This is a genomic window from Selenomonas oralis (assembly GCF_051603425.1).
Classification (GTDB): Bacteria; Bacillota; Negativicutes; order Selenomonadales; family Selenomonadaceae; genus Selenomonas; species Selenomonas sputigena_A.
Genome location: NZ_CP194411.1, coordinates 581,618 through 599,711, shown reverse-complemented (window position 1 = coordinate 599,711; position 18,094 = coordinate 581,618). Strand labels below are relative to the sequence as shown.

Sequence of the window (18,094 nt, the reverse complement as noted above, 5' to 3'; positions counted from 1 at the left end):
GTACGGGTTTATAGTATCATAAACAGGTAGGGCTTTTTAACGATAGAATCATAAACGGAGGGGTAATTGTGGAAATTCTTGTATGTATCAAACAAGTCCCGGGCTCGAACAAAGTTGAAGTCGATCCGGTGACGGGCGTCTTGAAGCGTGACGGCGCAGATTCCAAGATGAACCCGTACGACCTGTTTGCCCTCGAATGCGGTCTGCGGCTCAAGGAACAGTACGGCGGACGCGTCAGCGTGATCACGATGGGACCGCCGCAGGCAAAGGCTGTCATCTATGAAGCATTTGCCATGGGCGCGGACGAAGGCGCGATCATCTCCGACCGCTCGTTCGGCGGTGCGGATGTTCTCGCGACGAGCTACACGCTTTCGCAGGGCATCAAGAAGCTCGGCAAGTTCGACCTGATCATCTGCGGCCTGCAGACGACGGACGGCGATACGGCGCAGGTGGGGCCAGAGGTTTCCGAAGCGCTCGATCTGCCGAGCGTCTGCAACGTCAAGGAGATCAAGGGCGTCGAGGACGGCGGGCTCGTGGTCGATATGGAAATGGCACAGGATATCGAGCATCTGAAGGTTCAGTTCCCCTGCCTCATCACGGTGCAGAAGGATATCGTGCAGCCGCGTCTGCCGTCGTACCTCAAGAAGAAGGCGACGGAAGATAAGGAAATCCCGATGTTCACGCTCCAGGATATGGACGATAAGGACAAGAAACACTATGGTTTGAACGGTTCGCCGACGCAGGTCAGCCGCATCTTCCCGCCGACGTCCGACAAGGAACAGGTTTCGTGGACAGGCACGGCGGAAGAGGTTTCGGACAAGATCATCGGCATGCTGAAGAAGAAGAAGTTCATCGCGTAAACTGCACGCACAGGCGTCCGCTTTTCGGACATTGTGCGCCGCCCTGATGTAAAACCGCCCCGTCGGCCCGTGTCTTTCAGACCGGATGACCTTGGTGGTCAGGGCAATCTTCTGTAAAGGAAAGCCGAACACTGCTCATGAAGTGCAGAAGCGTGCTTTGTGAGAGTCGAAGAAAAAGAACTGGAGGAAATGCAAATGGGGAAACTCGTTGTCCATCAAGACAAAATCACCAGTGCGCAGATTATGGAAGAGGTCATTGCCGTCTGCCCGTTCAACGCTCTTGAGAACGTCGACGGCAAGCTGGAAATCAATGCGGGCTGCAAACTCTGTAAGCTGTGTGTGAAGAAGGGGCCTGCGGGCGTCATGGAGTTCGTCGAGGACGAGGTGAAACCCTCGGTCAATAAGGACGACTGGAAGGGAATTGCCGTCTACGTCGAGCACGAGGAAGGCGTGATCCATCCGGTCACGTTCGAACTCATCGGCAAGGCGAAGGAGCTCGCGGTAAAAATCAACCATCCCGTGTATGCAGTATTCATTGGCAGCGACATCAAGGACCGCGTCGATGAACTCAGGCACTACGGTGTGGACAAAGTTTTCTGTTGTGACAACCCTGAGCTCAAGTATTTCAAGATCGAGACGTACACGTCGGCATTTGAAGCGTTCATCAACAAGGTGAAGCCGACGGCGATCCTCGTCGGCGCGACCTCGGTCGGCCGTCAGCTCGCACCGCGCATCGCCGCCCGCTTCAAGACGGGTCTCACGGCGGACTGCACGATTCTCGATATGCAGGAAAACACGGATCTCGTCCAGATCCGCCCGGCATTCGGCGGCAACATCATGGCGGAGATTCATACGCCGAACCATCGTCCGCAGATGTGTACGGTGCGCTATAAGATCATGAACGCTCCCGAGAGGAGCGAGGAGCTCTCCGGCGAGGTCGAGGAGTTCACGGTGGCGCCGGAGAAGCTCAAGAACCGCGTCGACGTGCTCGGCACGACGAAGAAGCCGAAGGAGCAGAGCATCGAGAACGCCGAAGTCCTCGTCGTCGCAGGCCGCGGCGTCAAGAAGAAGGAAGACCTCGCGATGATCGAGGAGCTTGCAGAGCTTCTGGGCGGTCAGGTCGCCTGCACGCGTCCGATGATGGAGGGCGGCTGGTTCGATGCGAAGCATCAGATCGGTCTTTCGGGCCGTACGGTTCGCCCGAAGCTCATCATCACCTGCGGCGTATCGGGCGCGATTCAGTTTGTCGCCGGCATGAACAATTCGGAAAACATCATCGCCATCAATTCGGATCCGAAGGCTACGATTTTCGATGTGGCGAACTATGCCATTGTCGGGGACATCTATGAGATCGTCCCGCAGCTGATTGAAAAGATCAAGAAAGGGGAGGCCGTTGTAGCATGAGTAACTACAAGACTTTCGAGGAAAAAGACTTAGAGGCGCTTGCCCAGATCGTTGACCGCGAGCGCCTTCTTTGGAAGGACGAGATCAAGGAAGAGTACAGCCATGACGAGCTCAGTGCCGAGGCACACTACCCGGATGTCGTCGTGCGCGTGCTCTCGACGGAAGAAGTTTCCAAGGTCATGAAGTACTGCTACGACAACAATCTGCCGGTGACGCCGCGCGGCGCCGGAACGGGCCTTGTCGGTGCAGCCGTTGCCGTGCACAAGGGCGTCATGATCGATACGACGCTCATGAACCACTTCCTTGAGCTCGATGACAAGAACCTCACGCTGACGGTTGAGCCGGGCGTGCTCATCATGGAAATCTATGCCTATGTCGAGCCGCATGGACTTTTCTATCCGCCGGATCCGGGCGAGAAATCCGCGACGATCGGCGGCAACATTGCGACGAACGCCGGCGGCATGCGCGCTGTCAAGTACGGCGTCACGCGCGACTATATCCGTGCCTTGGAAGTCGTCATGGCGGACGGCACGGTCATGAATCTCGGCGGCAAGGTCGTCAAGAATTCGACGGGCTACGATATCAAGGACATGATCATCGGCTCGGAAGGCACGCTCGGCATCGTCACGAAGGCGACGCTGAAGCTGATCCCGCTGCCGAAGAAGACGGTCACGCTGCTCGTGCCGTTCCCGACATTGAAGCACGCGATCGACACGGTGCCCGTCATCATGCGTTCGAAGGTCATTCCGACGGCCGTCGAGTTCATGGAGCGCGAGGTCATCATGGACGCCGAAGAGTACCTGGGCATGAAGTTCCCGGACAAGACGGCGGACGCCTATCTGCTGTTGAAGTTCGACGGCAATTCGACGGAGGAGATTTCGGGCACCTACGACGATGTCGCGAAGATCTGCCTCGACCAGGGTGCGATCGACCTCTTCATCGCGGATACGGAAGAGCGCGAGACGCCGATCTGGAAGACGCGCGGTGCGTTCCTCGAGGCGATCAAGGGTTCGACGACGGAGATGGACGAGGTCGACTGCGTTGTGCCGCGTGACCGCGTCAACACGTTCGTTGAATACGTGCATCAGGTGCGCGAGGACATGGGCATCCGTATCAAGAGCTTCGGCCATGCGGGTGACGGCAACCTCCATATCTACATCCTGCGTGACGATATGAACGACGAGGAGTGGAAGAAGAACCTCGAAGAGGCCATGGACCGCATGTACAAGAAGTCCCGTGAGCTCAACGGTCTCGTTTCCGGTGAGCACGGCGTCGGCTTCGCGAAGATGTCCTACATGGGCGAGAACTATGCACCCGAGAAGATCGAGCTCATGCGCGGCATCAAGAGGGCGTTCGACCCGAAGGGCATCTTGAATCCGACGAAGCTGTTCTGAGAAAACTGCACGTACAAACATGAAAACGGCCAAGAGGTCTGCGCCTTCGGGCTTGACCGCTTGGGGTTTCATGGGGAACCGGGCTGAAAGGATCGGATGTGCCCCGGCGCTTTGCTGGGGCTGCCGGTCAATATGTGCCTAGCTAACCATGCCAAGAATCACCTTTCCCGCCATTGCCGATGTGAGCGCCGTGCGGGCCGCCTCCTGCACGGCGCTTGCGTCGTCTGTGGGGGAAGGGAACTTCTTAGGAAATAATATATATCATCTATTTCTGAACCGATTCAGGATATCCAAGGAGGATGGAACATGCTCAAAGTCTGTCAGAACTGGCCCAAGGAAGCCTTTGATGACGAACTCATCAATGCGAAGTATTGGGACGATTTTGAAAAGAATGCCACACTGGCCGCTGCAGAAGTCTTTCGCGTGAAAGACTATGCCGAGGCCAAGGCGAAGACGGCGGAGCTCATCAAGGAGTTCAACTGTAAGAAGGTCATTGCAACAGGCGGTGCGGATGACCCTGAGATCCAGAAGATCTATGACGAGCTTTCTACGCCGGAAGTACCGATCTATACGGAGAAGTTCGAGCTTGCTGAAAACGCTCCGACGGCGGATCTCGGCCTTTCGGTCGCAGAGTTCGGCGTCGGTGAGACGGGCGGCGTCTGCGTCGATACGTATTCCTACGAGGCGCGTGTCACAGGGATGCTGCCGCCGGTTCATGCAGTCTATGTCAATGCGAATTACATGACGGAAAACCTCACGACGGCGCTCAAGATCATCGCACGCGTCTATAAGCGCGGCTACGTCGGATTCATCACAGGACCGTCGCGCACGGCGGACATCGAGCGCGTGCTGACGCTCGGCGTGCATGGCCCGAGCCGTTTCTTCGTCATCGCGATCGAGAACATGAAAGGGAGTGAGGGCTGATGGCACGTAATCTGCGCAAAGAGATTGACGAGAAACTGCATGATCCGATTCTTCGCGGCGCTCTCGGCAAATTCGCCGAGCAGTATCCGGGTGCTCGCCTGAAGTCGTACGAGGGTTATGACATCGAGGCTCTGCGCGAGGATCTGCGCGCGATGAAGCACGATGCTGTGCAGCACATCGACCAGCTCGCCGACCAGTTCGAGGCTTCTGTTCGCGAGCGCGGCGGCGTGGTCTACCGTGCGAAGGACGGGCAGGCGGTCAAGGATTACCTCCTCAAGATCTGCAAGGAGAACAACGTCAAGCGCATCGTCAAGTCGAAGTCCATGGCGAGTGAGGAGATCCGCCTCAACGAAGACATCGAGGCACACGGCATCCACATTCGCGAGACGGACTTGGGCGAATGGATGCTCTCCGTCGCGGGACAGCACCCGTCGCACATGGTCATGCCGGCGATTCACTTGAATCGCGAGCAGTGCGCGGGCTTCTTCTCCAAGGAGCTGAAGAAGGACATTCCGAGCGACATCCCCTTCATGGTTCAGACGGCGCGTCAAGTGCTGCGCGAAGAGTTCATGCAGGCGGATCTCGGCTTCACGGGCGCGAACTTCGGCGTCGCCGAGAACGGTGCGACCGGACTCGTGACGAACGAAGGAAATGCACGCATCGCGACGACTTTGCCGCGCATCAACGTCGTTCTCATCGGCTATGAGAAGCTCATCCCGAAGGTTGAAGATATTTCTAAGATCCTGCGCCTCCTGCCGCGAAACGGCACGTGCCAGAAAGCGACGAGCTACGAGACGTTCATCTCGGGTCCGACGCCTGTCATCTACAAGAAAGACGGCAAGTGGGTCGAGGAGGATCGCAAGCTCTACGTCATTCTCTTGGACAACGGCCGTTTGGAAGCTGCGCGTGACCCGAAGCTCAATGAGGTCTATCAGTGCGTGCGCTGCGCCTCCTGCCTCAACGTCTGTCCGATCTGGACACTCGTCGGCGGCAACGTCTACGGGCATATTTACTCCGGCGGTATCGGGGCGATTCTCACGGGTCTTTTGGACAACGGTCTTAAGGATTTCTCGAAGTTCAGCGATCTCTGCATAGGCTGCCGCAAGTGCGTGCAGATCTGCCCGGGCAAGATCCCCATCCCGGACATCATCGACGAGCTGCGCTCGAGGAACGTGAAGGAACACGGCATGCCGTTTGCAGAAAAGACGGTGTTCCAAAACATCCTCACGAACCGCAAGATCTTCCACACGCTTCTGAGGATTGGCGCGAAGGCGCAGAAGCCGATGCAGAGCGGCAAGTTTATCCGCCATCTGCCGCTCTTCTTCGCGAAGATGACGGACAACCGCAGTCTGCCGGCTATCGCCGACAAGCCGTTCCGCGATCGCGCCAAGGAGCTTGAGAAGGCGAATCCGCAGAACCCGAAGATGAGAGCCGTATTCTTCTCGGGCTGTAACATGGACTTCGTCTTCCCCGATTCGGCGGAAAATGCCGTGCGCGTGCTGCAGGATGCCGGCGTCGCTGTCTTCTTCCCGCAGGATCAGAGCTGCTGCGGCAAGCCGGCGATGGGCATGGGTGACCGCGACACGGGAAGGAAGCTCGCGAAGAAGAACATCGAGGCGATCTTGGCGCTGAACCCCGATGTGATCTTCTCGGCTTGCCCGACCTGCACGGAAACCTTGGAGAAGACGTACGTCGAGATCTTCGAGGGCGATTCTTCCATGCTCGCAAAGGTCAAGACGTTCGCAAGCAAGGTTCGCGAGTTCACGAGCCTCGTCGCGGAGATCTACGAGAAAGAAGGCCGTCTGATGCCGGCAGCCGCCGGCGGGCAGAAGGTCACGTACCACGATTCGTGCCACATCCGCCGCGGTCTTGGCATCTACAAGGAGCCGCGTGCCCTTCTTGAGGCGACGCCGGGCGTCGACTTTGTGGAGATGAAGGACGCCGACCACTGCTGCGGCATGGCGGGCGCCTTCGGCATGAAGTACGTCGAGATCTCGATGCCGCTGCTTGAGAAGAAAGTCAACAACATCAAGGACACGGGCGCACAGGTTTGTGCGGTTGCGTGCCCGGCCTGCATGATGCAGATCGGCGGCGGTCTCGACAAGCAGGCGCCGAACATCAAGGTCAAGCACGTCGCGGATATTCTCGCCGAGAATATCGCAGCAAGGGGAAGCCGTGCCTGATGCAGTCCAATTGCAGGGAAATGCCGGTACTGCCGGCATTTCCCACACCTTTTAAAACTGGATAGGAGTTGAAAATTCATGTTAGCTTTGCTCGCAGCAGTACCTATTCTGCTGACCATTGTGCTGACCGTTGTCTTCAACATGTCAGCGAAGAAGGTTCTGCCGATCGCTTGGGCAGTCATTGTCGTTATCGGTTATTTTGCATGGGAAATGAAGGTTTTGGACATCGCTGCATATTCTGTGGCGGGTTTTCTCGGCTCTATTGATACGCTCCTCATCATCTTCGGCGCGATCCTGCTGATGAACATGCTGGACAAGGCGGGCGCTATGCACCGCATCCAGGGCATGTTCAATGGCATCACCGAGGATGCACGCATCCAGCTCATCATCGTTGGCTTTGCGTTCAGCGCCTTCATCGAGGGTGCGGCGGGCTTCGGCACGCCGGCGGCGATTGCGGCGCCTCTTCTGATCGGCTTGGGCTTTCCTCCGATGGCAGCTGCGATCTCCTGCCTGATTCTGAACTCGACGCCGGTTCCCTTCGGTGCAGCCGGTACGCCGACGAATGCGGCAGCTGACATCGTCAAGGAGATGCTGCCCACGATCGGTGTCACCGACTTCGAGGCATGGAAGCTCAGCCTTTCCTTCATCTCGGCGCTCGGCATGGCCGTCGGTGCGCTCCTCATCATCTTCGTCGTCGTCGGCATCATCACGCGCATGTTCGGCAAGAACAAGTCCTTCATGGACGCTCTGCCTGTGCTGCCCTTCTGCCTCTTTGCCGCTGTCGTCTTTGACATCTTCTTCCTCCTCCTTGCCAAGTTCATCGGCTCGGAGATTACGTCGCTGACGGCTGCCGCCATCACGATCTTCGTGCTCATCGGCGCTGCGAAAGCCGGCTTCCTCATGCCGAAGACGATCTGGCGCTTTGAGAGTGACGAGAAGAAGGATAAGAGGACGGAAGATATTCCGCACATGTCGCTCTTCAAGGCTTGGATTCCGTACCTCTTCGTTTCGCTGTGGCTGATCCTCACGCGCATCCCGCAGCTCGGTCTCAAGGGACCCATCAAGAGCGTCGTCATCTCCGTCAAGGGCATCCTCGGCGTTCCGGAAGCTGCATGGAACTTCGCGATCCTCAACAACCCGGGCGTCGCGCCGTTCATCCTCATCGTTCTTCTCTCGATTCCTCTCTACGGTCTCACGGGCACGCAGGTCAAGGAAATCTTCTCGAAGTCCGCAAACCAGGTCTATGGTGCGACCATCGCCCTGATCTTCGGTTTCGGTCTCGTCTACATGTACCGCTATTCGAGCATCAACGGCCTCGGCCTTGACTCCATGCTGCTGACGATGGCGAAGGGCGTTGCAGAGCTTGCGGGCGGCAACTATTTCTACTTCGCAACCTTCATCGGCTCGGTCGGCGCGTTCATGTTCGGTTCGAACACGGTGTCGAACATCATGTTCTCCCCGCTGCAGTTCCAGACGGCGCAGCTCCTCAATATCCCGCCGACGGTCATCCTCGCCTTGCAGAATCAGGGCGGCGCGATCGGCAACATGATTTGCATCAACAACATCGTTGCTGCTGCCGCCACGACGGGCGTCATCACGATCAAGGGCATCGAGGGCAAGCTGATCCGAACGGATATCATCCCTTGGGCAATTTACTACATAATCTGCATCATTACCATGCTGGTGGCAATTCAGCTTGGTATTGCCCCAACGGTTTAAAAGAAGATCGAATCACCAAAAATCCCCGAGGCTGCGGCCGCGGGGATTTTTTTGTCCCGGGGCAAGAGAAGATGGGGCGGTGAAAGCAGCTGGAAAAGCGCGTTCCCTGCCGCATGGCTTCCTTTTATGGGAGGATTCTGCTAAAAAGTATGACATACGGGCATCTTTCTGATATAATAGGGTATTGCAATGATATAATATGGGGAAGCAGTCGGATTCTTTGGCTTGATTTGGAGGAGGTTTGACGATGCGGGATATGACGCAGGGACAGGAGCGGGGTGCGCTTCTTGTGCTCGCTCTGCTTCTGGCACTGGCGGCGCCTTTCGTGCCTTTCTTCGGCGTCCTCTGCCTCTTCGTCTGGCCGGCGCCGCTTGTCGTACTCGCTGTGCGCCATGGGTACGTCTGGGCCTTTCTCGGCGGGGCGCTTGCTTCTGCCGTGTTCTTTGTTGTGCTTGGGCTTGCGGGTGCGCTTCATGCCGTTTTCCTCGTACTGCCGATGGCGTTTTTTTGGGGCTTCGGCCTGCGCCGCAAGTGGTCGGCAGAGCGCCTCGTCCGCCTTGGGTTCATCGTTTCCCTCGGCGGTACGGGACTTTCCCTTGCTGCCGTGGCGCTTTCTTTTGGCGTGGATCCGCTGATGCCGTTCCTCGATGCCGTGCGGGAGTCGTATCTTTCTGTTGCATCGGCCATCGAGGCGCAGGGAAACCTTCCTCCGGCGAAGGTGCAGGCCATGGAAAGCCAGGTGTCCGCTATGTTGGAAACGGTGGCTCTGATCGCGCCGGTGATCTTTATTGCCGAATCCGCTATGGCGGCGCTGCTGAATTTTTCTGCGGTGACATTCCTGCTGGGCCGTCTCAGGACGGAGACGCCGCAGCTGCCGTCGTTTTCCGAGTGGCGCTTTTCCGTGTATTTCCTCTACCTTTTCGGTTTTTCTTTGGTCGGGCTTTATTGGGGCGGCACGCGCCATATCGATCTCCTTTATGCGGCCTCGCTGAACGGCAATATCATTGCCGCTTTTGCCGGTCTGATCCAGGGGTTCTCCCTTTTTTGGTATGTGGCGGATCGCTGGCGCATCGGTACGTTCTGGCGTTGGGCAATCGTTGCTTTTGCCGTGCTGAGCACATTCCTGATGCAGCTCATCGCTTTTACCGGCCTTTTTGATATGTACTTTGACTATCGCCGACGCTTCATGAATCGGCGTTAAATGTTTTCTCAGGAGGTGGGCTGATTGCCTCGTAATCTATCGGCGTGGATGGATGCCTGCATCTATCTTGCCGCCTTGCTGGCTCTTGTGCTGGTGCTTTCTTGGTACAATCCTTATGTTGCTTCCATCGCTTTCGTGGTCTGGCTCTTTGTCGCGCTTTTCTCGCGCGAGCGCTGCCGTGACCGCCAGCGCACTTTTGACTCCTATTGCTGCGATGTTGTGCGCAATGTGAGCGAGGTGATGAATTTCGCGATCGAGCGGCTGCCGCAGGGAATCCTGATCGTGGATCCCGTGGGACGCATCAAATGGATGAACGGGAGCATTGCGGAATATCTGGGCGGTAACCTGGAAGTGGGGCTTGCCCTGCAGGATTTTTGGCCGGAGGTGAAACTCGATTCCTTTTGGGGGACGTCGGGCGAAACCATCGTGTCTTATGAGGATCGCTCCTTCAAGGTGCGGTATCGTCCCATCGTCATTTCCGACAATCTCAAGGGCCTGATGGCTCTCTATGTCGAGGATTACACGGATTTTCAGGATATGCGCCAGGCATTCAAGGACAGCCGTACGGTGCTTTCCTACATCCAGATCGATAATTTCGATGAGGTCGTGCAGGGTTTGACGGAGTCGGAGCAGACGGGACTGCTCTTCGAGGCAAACCGTCGTCTGGACGAGTGGATGAAGGGACTCGGGGGGTTTATGCGCCGCGTCAGCGACGATCTCTATGTCGGCGTGCTGGAACGGAAGGCACTTGATCGTGCGCAGGAGGAACACTTCGACGTTCTCGACCGCATGCGTGTGCTCCAGGGCTCGAATCGGCTGCCGCTGACGCTCTCCATGGGCATGGCAGTGGCCGAGGGACAGGCGATGGAGGCGCTGGGACGCGAGGCGCAGGCGGGGCTCGATCTCGCTTTGGGACGTGGCGGCGACCAGGTGGTCGTGCGCATGGGCGGCAAAAACCAGTTCTTCGGCGGCAAGGCGAAGGCGGTCGAGAAGCATACGCGCGTCAAGGCGCGGGTCGTTGCTCATGCCGTGCGGGAGATCATCGAGAATTCGGACGAGGTCTTCGTCATGGGACATCACAACGAGGATTTCGACTGCTTCGGCGCTGCCATCGGCATCATGAAAATGGCGCGCGACCTTGAAAAACCCGTCCATATCGTCCTGAGTGATATGAACGCGGGCATCGACAAGATTGTTGACTTGCTGGAGGGTGCACCCGAGTACGAGGGGCTTATCGTGCACGCATCGGAGCTGGAGAGCATCGATTCGCTCAATCCGGCGCTCTTTGTTGTCGATACGCATATTCCGCATCTCGTTGCCGCACCGCTGCTCTTGGAGCGCATTGCCCACCAGGTTGTCGTCATCGACCACCATCGGCGCTCGGGCGAAAGCTTCATCAAAACGCCGCTTTTGGTTTACATCGAGCCGGCTGCAAGCTCGGCGAGCGAGCTTGTCACGGAGCTCTTGATGTATTTCAGCGAGGAGGTTCGTCTCTCGCGCTTCGAGGCGACGGCGCTTTACTCGGGCATCATTGTGGATACGAAGAATTTCACCGTGCAGACGGGCATACGTACCTTTGACGCGGCAGCATATCTCAGGCGCGGCGGCGCCGATCCCGTTGTCGTGCGGCATTTGTTCCGCACGGATTACGAGACGGAAATGGCGATTTCCAAGGCGAAAGCCGAGGCGAAGCTTTATCCGGGCGGCCTTATCACGGCTCGCTGCCCGCAGGTCATTCCGAACGTGTCGGCGATTGCGGCACAGGTGGCCGATGCGCTGCTGCGCATCGAGGGCGTTCGCATGAGCCTCGTGTTTTTCCAGATCAAGGACGACGAGGTCGGCATCAGCGCCCGTTCGTCCGGCGAACTCAATATGCAGGTCATCATGGAGCAATTCGGCGGCGGCGGACATCAGAATGTTGCAGGTGCGCAGGTGGCGGGCGGGGTGCTCGCCGATATCGAGAAACGCGCCGTAGAGCTCAGTTTGAAACAGATAGAGGAGATTGATCAAGATGAAAGTGATATTGCAGCAGGACATCAAGAAGGTCGGAAGTAAGGGCGACATCGTTGAGGTCTCGGAGGGCTACGGCAGGAACTTCCTGCTTCCGAAGAAGTTTGCCGTTGAAGCGACGGCGGCAAATCTCGAGACGGCGAAGCAGAAGGCGAATTCCGCGCAGCGGAAGAAGCAGCAGGCGGCGGACGAGGCGCGTCTTTTGGCCGCGCAGCTGGAAAAGGTCAGCGTGACGGTCGCCGTGCGCATGGGTGAGGGCGGCAAGCTCTTCGGCTCTGTCACGGGGAAGGATGTCGCAGATGTGCTCAAGAAAGCGAACGGCATCGAGATCGACCGCCGCAAGATCTCCCTTCGGACGGATGTGACAGGTCCGGGCGAGTATGAGGCTGTGATCAAGGTGCATCCGGAAATCACGAGCACCATCAAGGTGCAGGTCGTCGCGGAGTGAGCTGGGAAGAAGTATTATGCTGAAATTTTTAAAACGGTTTTTTGCAGGCTCGCGGACGTCTGCTGAACTGCCTGCCTCGGGCAGTGAGCCGGGGGACCGCCTCGACCGTGAGATCGATGCGCTCTATTCCATACTTTCGGATGAGGCCGGTTCGGATCGTCTCGTCATCAAGGCCGGCAAGATGGACGCCATGCGCCTGATGCGTTCGCCTGTGCGCGGCGAGCGCGTTCTTGCCTTGGAGCGCATCGTCTACGAGAACCCGACGATCGAGCGCGTGCCGACGGACGAGGAGATTCCCGGCGTCCTGATCGAGCTTTCGGAGCGCATTGCCGATATTATGGCGCGGCGCAATCTGGAAGACAAGATCGAACAGAAGATACAGGAAAAGCTTGAGGAGAACCACCAGGACTATGTGCAGGACATCCGGATGCAGGTGCTGAAGGAGGAGAAGCGCGAGATCGAATCGCCGCAGGCGGCAAAGAAGCGCGAGGAACTGGAGGAACTCGAGAAGGTTCATCTTACCCAGTCGGTGATGGAGCTTTTGCGGCCGCAGACGCTCGTGGAAATCGTGGGGCAGGAGCGCGCGGTGAAGGCGCTTGAGTCGAAACTGTCCTCGCCCTATCCGCAGCATCTTCTGCTCTACGGGCCGCCGGGCGTCGGCAAGACGACGGCGGCGCGGCTTGTCCTTGAGGCCGTGAAGAAGAAGGCGCATGCGCCGTTTGGGGAAAAGGCGCCCTTTGTCGAGACGGACGGTACGACGCTGCGCTGGGATCCGCGCGATATGACGAATCCGCTTCTAGGCTCGGTGCACGATCCCATCTACCAGGGGGCGCGGCGCGACCTCGCGGACGGCGGCATACCCGAGCCGAAGCCGGGTCTTGTGACGGAGGCGCACGGCGGCATTCTCTTCATCGACGAGATCGGCGAGATGGACGAGATGCTGCAGAACAAGCTCCTGAAAGTGCTCGAGGACAAGCGGGCGTTCTTTGAGTCGGCTTATTACGACCATACGGATGAAAAGGTGCCGCCTTATATAAGGAAGCTTTTCGAAGAAGGGGCGCCGGCCGATTTCGTACTCATCGGTGCGACGACGCGCGACGCTTCGCATATCAATCCAGCGCTGCGTTCGCGCTGTGCCGAAATCTACTTTGAGCCTTTGACGCCGAAACACATCGAGGAAATCGTGGAAAATGCGGCGAAGAAGCTCAAGGTCGAGGTGGCGGAGGAAGTCGTGCGCCTGATCAGCGAATATACGACAGAGGGGCGCAAGGCCATCAACATCCTAGCCGACGCTTACAGCCTCGCGCTTGCCCGCACGGAGGACGGCGCACCCGTGGAGATCTGCCGTGCGGATATCTACGAGGTAGCGCAAGTCAGCCGTCTCTACCAGTTCGTGACGAAGAAGGCTTCCAAGAAGCCGGAGGCGGGACATGTATTCGGCCTGGGCGTTTCGGGCTTTTTGGGCTCCGTCATCGAGATCGAGGCGGTTGTTTTCCCGGCAGAGGAAAAAGGCAAGGGGCAGGTGCGCTTCAACGAAACGGCGGGCAGCATGGCGAAGGACTCGGTCTTCAACGCCGCCTCGGTGCTGCGCCGCCTGACGGGAAAGAGCATCCACGACTATGACGTGCATATCAACGTCATCGGCGGCGGCAATATCGACGGCCCGAGCGCCGGGACGGCGATCCTCGCAGCCCTTGCGAGTGCCGTGACGGGGCGGAGGATCCGCCAGGATGTCGCCGTGACGGGAGAAATCTCGCTCGCCGGACGTGTGCGCCCTGTCGGCGGCGTTTTTGAAAAGGCCTACGGCGCGAAGCAGGCGGGCATCAAGACGCTCGTCATACCGAAGGAGAACGACAAGGATATCCCCGAGGGACACCTGGGGCTGGACATCCATGCTGTGGAAACAGCGGAGGAGGCCTTCGCCGTCCTGTTCGAACCGGGCGAACCCGGGGAGGCCGACTGGCTGCAAAAGCCGCAGGAAACCGTGACGCTGAAAAAAGAAACGGCGGAAGAAAAGGCGGACAGCGCTGCAGTGCAGGAGGATACGACGAAGGAAAAGGAGGCCGTCTGAATGGAACGCATGCCGCCTGCGAGCGTAGAAGCCGAACAGGCTGTCCTGGGCGCCATGCTCCTGAAGGAGGACGCCGTTACGATTGTTGCGGAAATGCTCTCTCCCGAGGATTTTTACCGCGAGACGCATCGCCTGGTTTATGAAGCGATGCTGGAAATCAAGGAGCGCAGCGAACCCGTCGATATCGTGACGCTGACGGAACAGCTGCGAAAGAGCGGCGATTTGGCGAAGATCGGCGGCATACCGGCGATCACCCTCATTGCAAACTCCGTGCCGACGGCAGCAAATGTCCAGTATCATGCGCAGATTGTGTGGGAAAAGGCGCAGCTCCGAAAGCTCATCCATACAGCGACGGAAATCGTGGGTACGGCCTATGAAGAGGCGGATCCCGTCGATACGATCATGGACAATGCCGAGCGGCGGATTCTCGGCCTTTCCGGCGGCAAGGGCGGCAAGGATTTTACCGGCATAAAGGACATCCTGCTGGAAACCCTGATCCAGCTGGAAAAGCGCTATGAGAACAAAGGCTCCATCACAGGACTGCCGACAGGGTTCCGCGATCTCGATCAGCTTACGGCAGGCCTGCAGAAATCCGACCTTATTCTCGTTGCAGCGCGCCCCTCGATGGGTAAGACGGCATTCACACTGAACATCGCGGCGCATGTCGTGCTGCGGGCGAAAGAACCGGTCGCCTTCTTTTCTTTGGAAATGAGCAAGGAACAGCTTGTGCAGCGCATGCTCTGCGCTGAAGGACGGATCGATTCCCAGCGCCTGCGCGTCGGCGACCTTGACGAAGAGGATTGGGGGCATCTCATTGAGACGGCGAGCCGCCTTTCCGCAGCGCCGCTCTATATCGACGACACGCCGGGCATCACCGCCATGGATCTTCGTTCCAAGGCGCGGCGCCTCAAGGCGGAGAAGGGGCTTTCCCTCATCGTCATAGACTATCTGCAGCTCATGCAGGGACGCACGAGCAAGAGCGGCGACAACCGCCAGCAGGAGATCTCCGAGATTTCGCGCTCCCTGAAAGCACTCGCGCGTGAGCTCGATGTTCCTGTCATCGCGCTTTCTCAGCTTTCACGCAGCGTGGAGGCGCGTCAGGTGAAGCGGCCGATGCTTTCCGATTTGCGTGAGTCCGGCTCTCTTGAGCAGGATGCCGATATCGTCATGTTTCTCTATCGCGAGGATTACTACGATCCCGAGACGGAGAACAAGAATATAACCGAAGTCATCATCGCCAAGCACCGGAACGGTCCCGTTGATACGGTGGACCTCACATTCCTCAAGCAGTTCACGAAGTTTGGCGACCTTTCGCGTATACAATGACCCTAGGAGGACAAGATGGAGGAAGACAAGAAGGATCTGGAAAAGCAGGAGATTGACAAGGAAGTGCCTGAAAAACAGGAGTACAACAAGAAGGAACTCGACGCCCGCTTGAAAGAGGCTGTCCATCGTGCCGGCCATCGTTGGCGCAACCGCTTCCACTTGGAGCTTCCCTTTGGCTTTACGGGCAGTGTGAAGGGGCTTGTTTTTTTTGAGGGTGAGTACCATCTCTTTTGCCAATGGAATCCTTTTTCAACGGAGGACAAAAACAAAGGCTGGGTGGAATTTAAGACGCGCGATTTCGTCTACTGGAGCGAGCCGAGGCTCATCCTTTGGCCGACGGGCGATGACGACCGCGACGGCTGCGGCTCGGGTTCGGCCTTTATCAACGGCGGCAGGCTGCGCATACTCTACACGGGACGGCGTGAGGAAGAGGGGCGGCGTGCGAATCACCAGATTCTCGGCACGCTTACGAAGGAAGGCGTCATCCACAAGGATATGGTGCTTTTGAAGGAGCCGCCCGAAGGCTATACGGATCTCTTCCAGGGACCGCATTTCTTTGTGCGCAACAACCATGCCTACATGGTTCTCGGGGCGCAGGCGAAACCGGAGGATGACGCGCGCGGCTGCGCCCTCCTCTATCGTGAGGAGAAAGGCGTATTCAAGCTTCTGGGCGAGCTCAAGACGCAGCTCGGCTTCTTTGGCCGTGTTTGGGAATGCCCGGCGATGCTGCGTTTCGGCAATCACGATGTATTCCTCTTTTCGCCGCGCGGTGTGCCCGATCGTGAATTTTCCTATCAGAATCTCTTCCAGTCGGGCTATGTCGCAGGTCATCTTTCACTGGCAGCTCAGGAAATGCTGCACGGATCCTTCCACGAGCTTGATCGAGGCTTCGATTTCTTCGCGCCGCATGTGGGGACGCACGAGGGCCGCAACATCCTCTTCGGCTGGATGAGTATGCCGCATAACGACGAGGAATATCCCACGGGTGCGGAGGGCTGGATGCACACGCTGACCTTGCCGCGTGTCATGTCGTTCCGGCAGGGAAAGCTCTTCTCGAAGCCTGTGCCGGAGCTCAAAGCCCTGCGCATCGAACGCAGCGCACGGGAGCTCTCGGGCAGGGATGTGCCGTCCCTCAAGACGGAAATTGACTATTGTACGGAAATCCTGCTCAACATCGTCTTTGGTGCGGCCGAGCGCGTGAAGACGGAACTGCGCTATGCCCGTGAAAAGGTGACGATCACCTATGACCGCGGAACCGATGTCGTCGAAATCAGCCGCGAGGGCATGAAGCTCGGCGGGCGCGGTGTGCGCCGCTTCAAGCTGTATACGTATCACGCGCTCGTCATGCACATCTTCATCGATAAGACGGCCATCGAAATCTTCTTCCAGAACGGAGAAGAAGTCGCCTCCTTCCTTGTATTCCCCGAGAAGGATGTCCAGCCTGTTTTTGCGCTTGAAGCTGACGCCCCTATGGAAAAGGTCATGGGCACGATCTGGGAACTCGACCGCCTGCGCTACGGGCAGTCGAAGCCGCAGAAGAGGAAGTATATCATCTGAGAAGCGTTTTTTGGAGGAGGTGTCCGCCATGCAGGCCGTTGTCGTTCGGCAGCCCGGTGCGCCCGGCGTCCTGGAACTTATGGAGGTTCCGCGGCCGCGCGTGAAGCCGGGGTGGTCGCTCGTCAAGGTCAAGGGCTTCGGAATCAATCGTTCCGAAATCTTTACCCGCCGCGGTGATTCGCCGAGCGTTTCCTTTCCACGGATCCTGGGCATTGAATGTGTCGGTGAAATATACGAAACGACTGAGCCGCAAAGGCTTCCGGCAGGTCAGCGCGTCATTTCCCTGATGGGCGAGATGGGACGCGCTTTTGACGGCTCTTATGCAGAATTTGTGCTGCTTCCCAACGAGCAGATTTATCCTGTGCAGACGAACCGATCCTGGGTAGAGCTGGCAACGATGACGGAAACCTACTACACGGCTTTCGGCTCCTTGAAAAATCTGCATCTGCAGGCTTCGGACAAAGTGCTGGTGCGCGCGGCATCAAGCGGCGTCGGCGCTGCCTTTGCCAAACTCGTGCGAGCCTGCTGGCCCAAGCTTCGCCTTGTCGGTTCGACGCGGAATATGGCGAAGGCGGACGCCTTGCGGCAAGTCGGTTACAGCGATATCATCGAGGATGCGCAGGGTCGCCTGCAGACAGAAGAAAAATTTGACAAGGCCTTGGAACTCGTCGGTCCCAAGACGCTCAAGGATACGATTCGCTGCCTGAACGAGGAAGCTGTCGTTTGCCTGACCGGGCTGCTCGGTGATCAATGGTATCTGGAAGAATTCGATCCGATCATGGATCTGCCTGCTAATGGCTGCCTGACGAGCTTTTATTCGGGCAATGTCGACCAGAAGCGTTTGGACGAGCTTCTCGCCTTTGTGGAGCAATACCATGTGGATTTAACGCCGAGCAGAATTTTCAAGCTGGACGAAGTCCAAAAAGCGCATAAGCTTTTGGAGAGCGGCAAAAACATCGGCAAGCTCATCGTTTTGCTCGATGAATGATTTCTTGAA

General features: G+C 57.8%; 13 protein-coding genes. All 13 read left to right on the top strand.

What is annotated here, in order from left to right; genetic code table 11:
- Positions 1–68 precede the first annotated feature (68 nt).
- The 13 genes from ACRTGH_RS02865 to ACRTGH_RS02805 all read left to right on the top strand — a co-directional run bounded on the left by ACRTGH_RS02865 (position 69) and on the right by ACRTGH_RS02805 (position 18,085).
- On the top strand, positions 69–860 hold the full coding sequence (locus tag ACRTGH_RS02865) for an electron transfer flavoprotein subunit beta/FixA family protein (protein WP_368846971.1): 792 nt from the start codon (positions 69–71) through the stop codon (positions 858–860).
- Between the two features lie 195 nt (positions 861–1,055).
- On the top strand, positions 1,056–2,264 hold the full coding sequence (locus tag ACRTGH_RS02860) for an FAD-binding protein (protein WP_368846972.1): 1,209 nt from the start codon (positions 1,056–1,058) through the stop codon (positions 2,262–2,264).
- The gene (locus tag ACRTGH_RS02855) at positions 2,261–3,658 is read left to right on the top strand and encodes an FAD-binding oxidoreductase (RefSeq protein ID WP_368846973.1); all 1,398 of its coding nucleotides are present in this window, start codon (positions 2,261–2,263) and stop codon (positions 3,656–3,658) included. The genes ACRTGH_RS02860 and ACRTGH_RS02855 overlap by 4 nt, the downstream gene beginning before the upstream one ends.
- Before the next feature lie 306 nt (positions 3,659–3,964).
- Positions 3,965–4,582, top strand: coding sequence for a LutC/YkgG family protein (locus ACRTGH_RS02850; protein WP_368846974.1), 618 nt, complete (start codon positions 3,965–3,967; stop codon positions 4,580–4,582).
- Complete coding sequence (gene ldhH / locus ACRTGH_RS02845) at positions 4,582–6,765, top strand: L-lactate dehydrogenase (quinone) large subunit LdhH (protein ID WP_368846975.1); 2,184 nt, start codon at positions 4,582–4,584, stop codon at positions 6,763–6,765. Before ACRTGH_RS02850 ends, ldhH begins: the two co-directional genes overlap by 1 nt.
- A gap of 78 nt (positions 6,766–6,843) precedes the next feature.
- Positions 6,844–8,484 carry an L-lactate permease gene (locus tag ACRTGH_RS02840; RefSeq protein WP_368846976.1) on the top strand — a complete coding sequence of 547 codons (1,641 nt, stop codon included), beginning with the start codon at positions 6,844–6,846 and terminating at the stop codon, positions 8,482–8,484.
- 247 nt (positions 8,485–8,731) lie between these two features.
- On the top strand, positions 8,732–9,685 hold the full coding sequence (locus ACRTGH_RS02835) for a YybS family protein (RefSeq protein WP_368846977.1): 954 nt from the start codon (positions 8,732–8,734) through the stop codon (positions 9,683–9,685).
- A 24-nt stretch (positions 9,686–9,709) separates the two neighbouring features.
- Positions 9,710–11,740, top strand: coding sequence for a DHH family phosphoesterase (locus ACRTGH_RS02830; protein WP_368846978.1), 2,031 nt, complete (start codon positions 9,710–9,712; stop codon positions 11,738–11,740).
- On the top strand, positions 11,697–12,143 hold the full coding sequence (rplI, locus tag ACRTGH_RS02825) for a 50S ribosomal protein L9 (protein WP_368846979.1): 447 nt from the start codon (positions 11,697–11,699) through the stop codon (positions 12,141–12,143). Before ACRTGH_RS02830 ends, rplI begins: the two co-directional genes overlap by 44 nt.
- A gap of 16 nt (positions 12,144–12,159) precedes the next feature.
- On the top strand, positions 12,160–14,214 hold the full coding sequence (gene lonC, locus ACRTGH_RS02820; RefSeq protein WP_368846980.1) for a Lon family ATP-dependent protease: 2,055 nt from the start codon (positions 12,160–12,162) through the stop codon (positions 14,212–14,214).
- Positions 14,215–15,540, top strand: coding sequence for a replicative DNA helicase (gene dnaB / locus ACRTGH_RS02815; RefSeq protein ID WP_368846981.1), 1,326 nt, complete (start codon positions 14,215–14,217; stop codon positions 15,538–15,540).
- A gap of 15 nt (positions 15,541–15,555) precedes the next feature.
- A complete protein-coding gene (locus ACRTGH_RS02810; RefSeq protein ID WP_368846982.1) occupies positions 15,556–17,097 on the top strand; it encodes a GH32 C-terminal domain-containing protein in 1,542 nt (513 codons plus the stop codon).
- 28 nt (positions 17,098–17,125) lie between these two features.
- A complete protein-coding gene (locus ACRTGH_RS02805) occupies positions 17,126–18,085 on the top strand; it encodes a zinc-binding dehydrogenase (RefSeq protein WP_368846983.1) in 960 nt (319 codons plus the stop codon).
- Positions 18,086–18,094 lie beyond the last annotated feature (9 nt).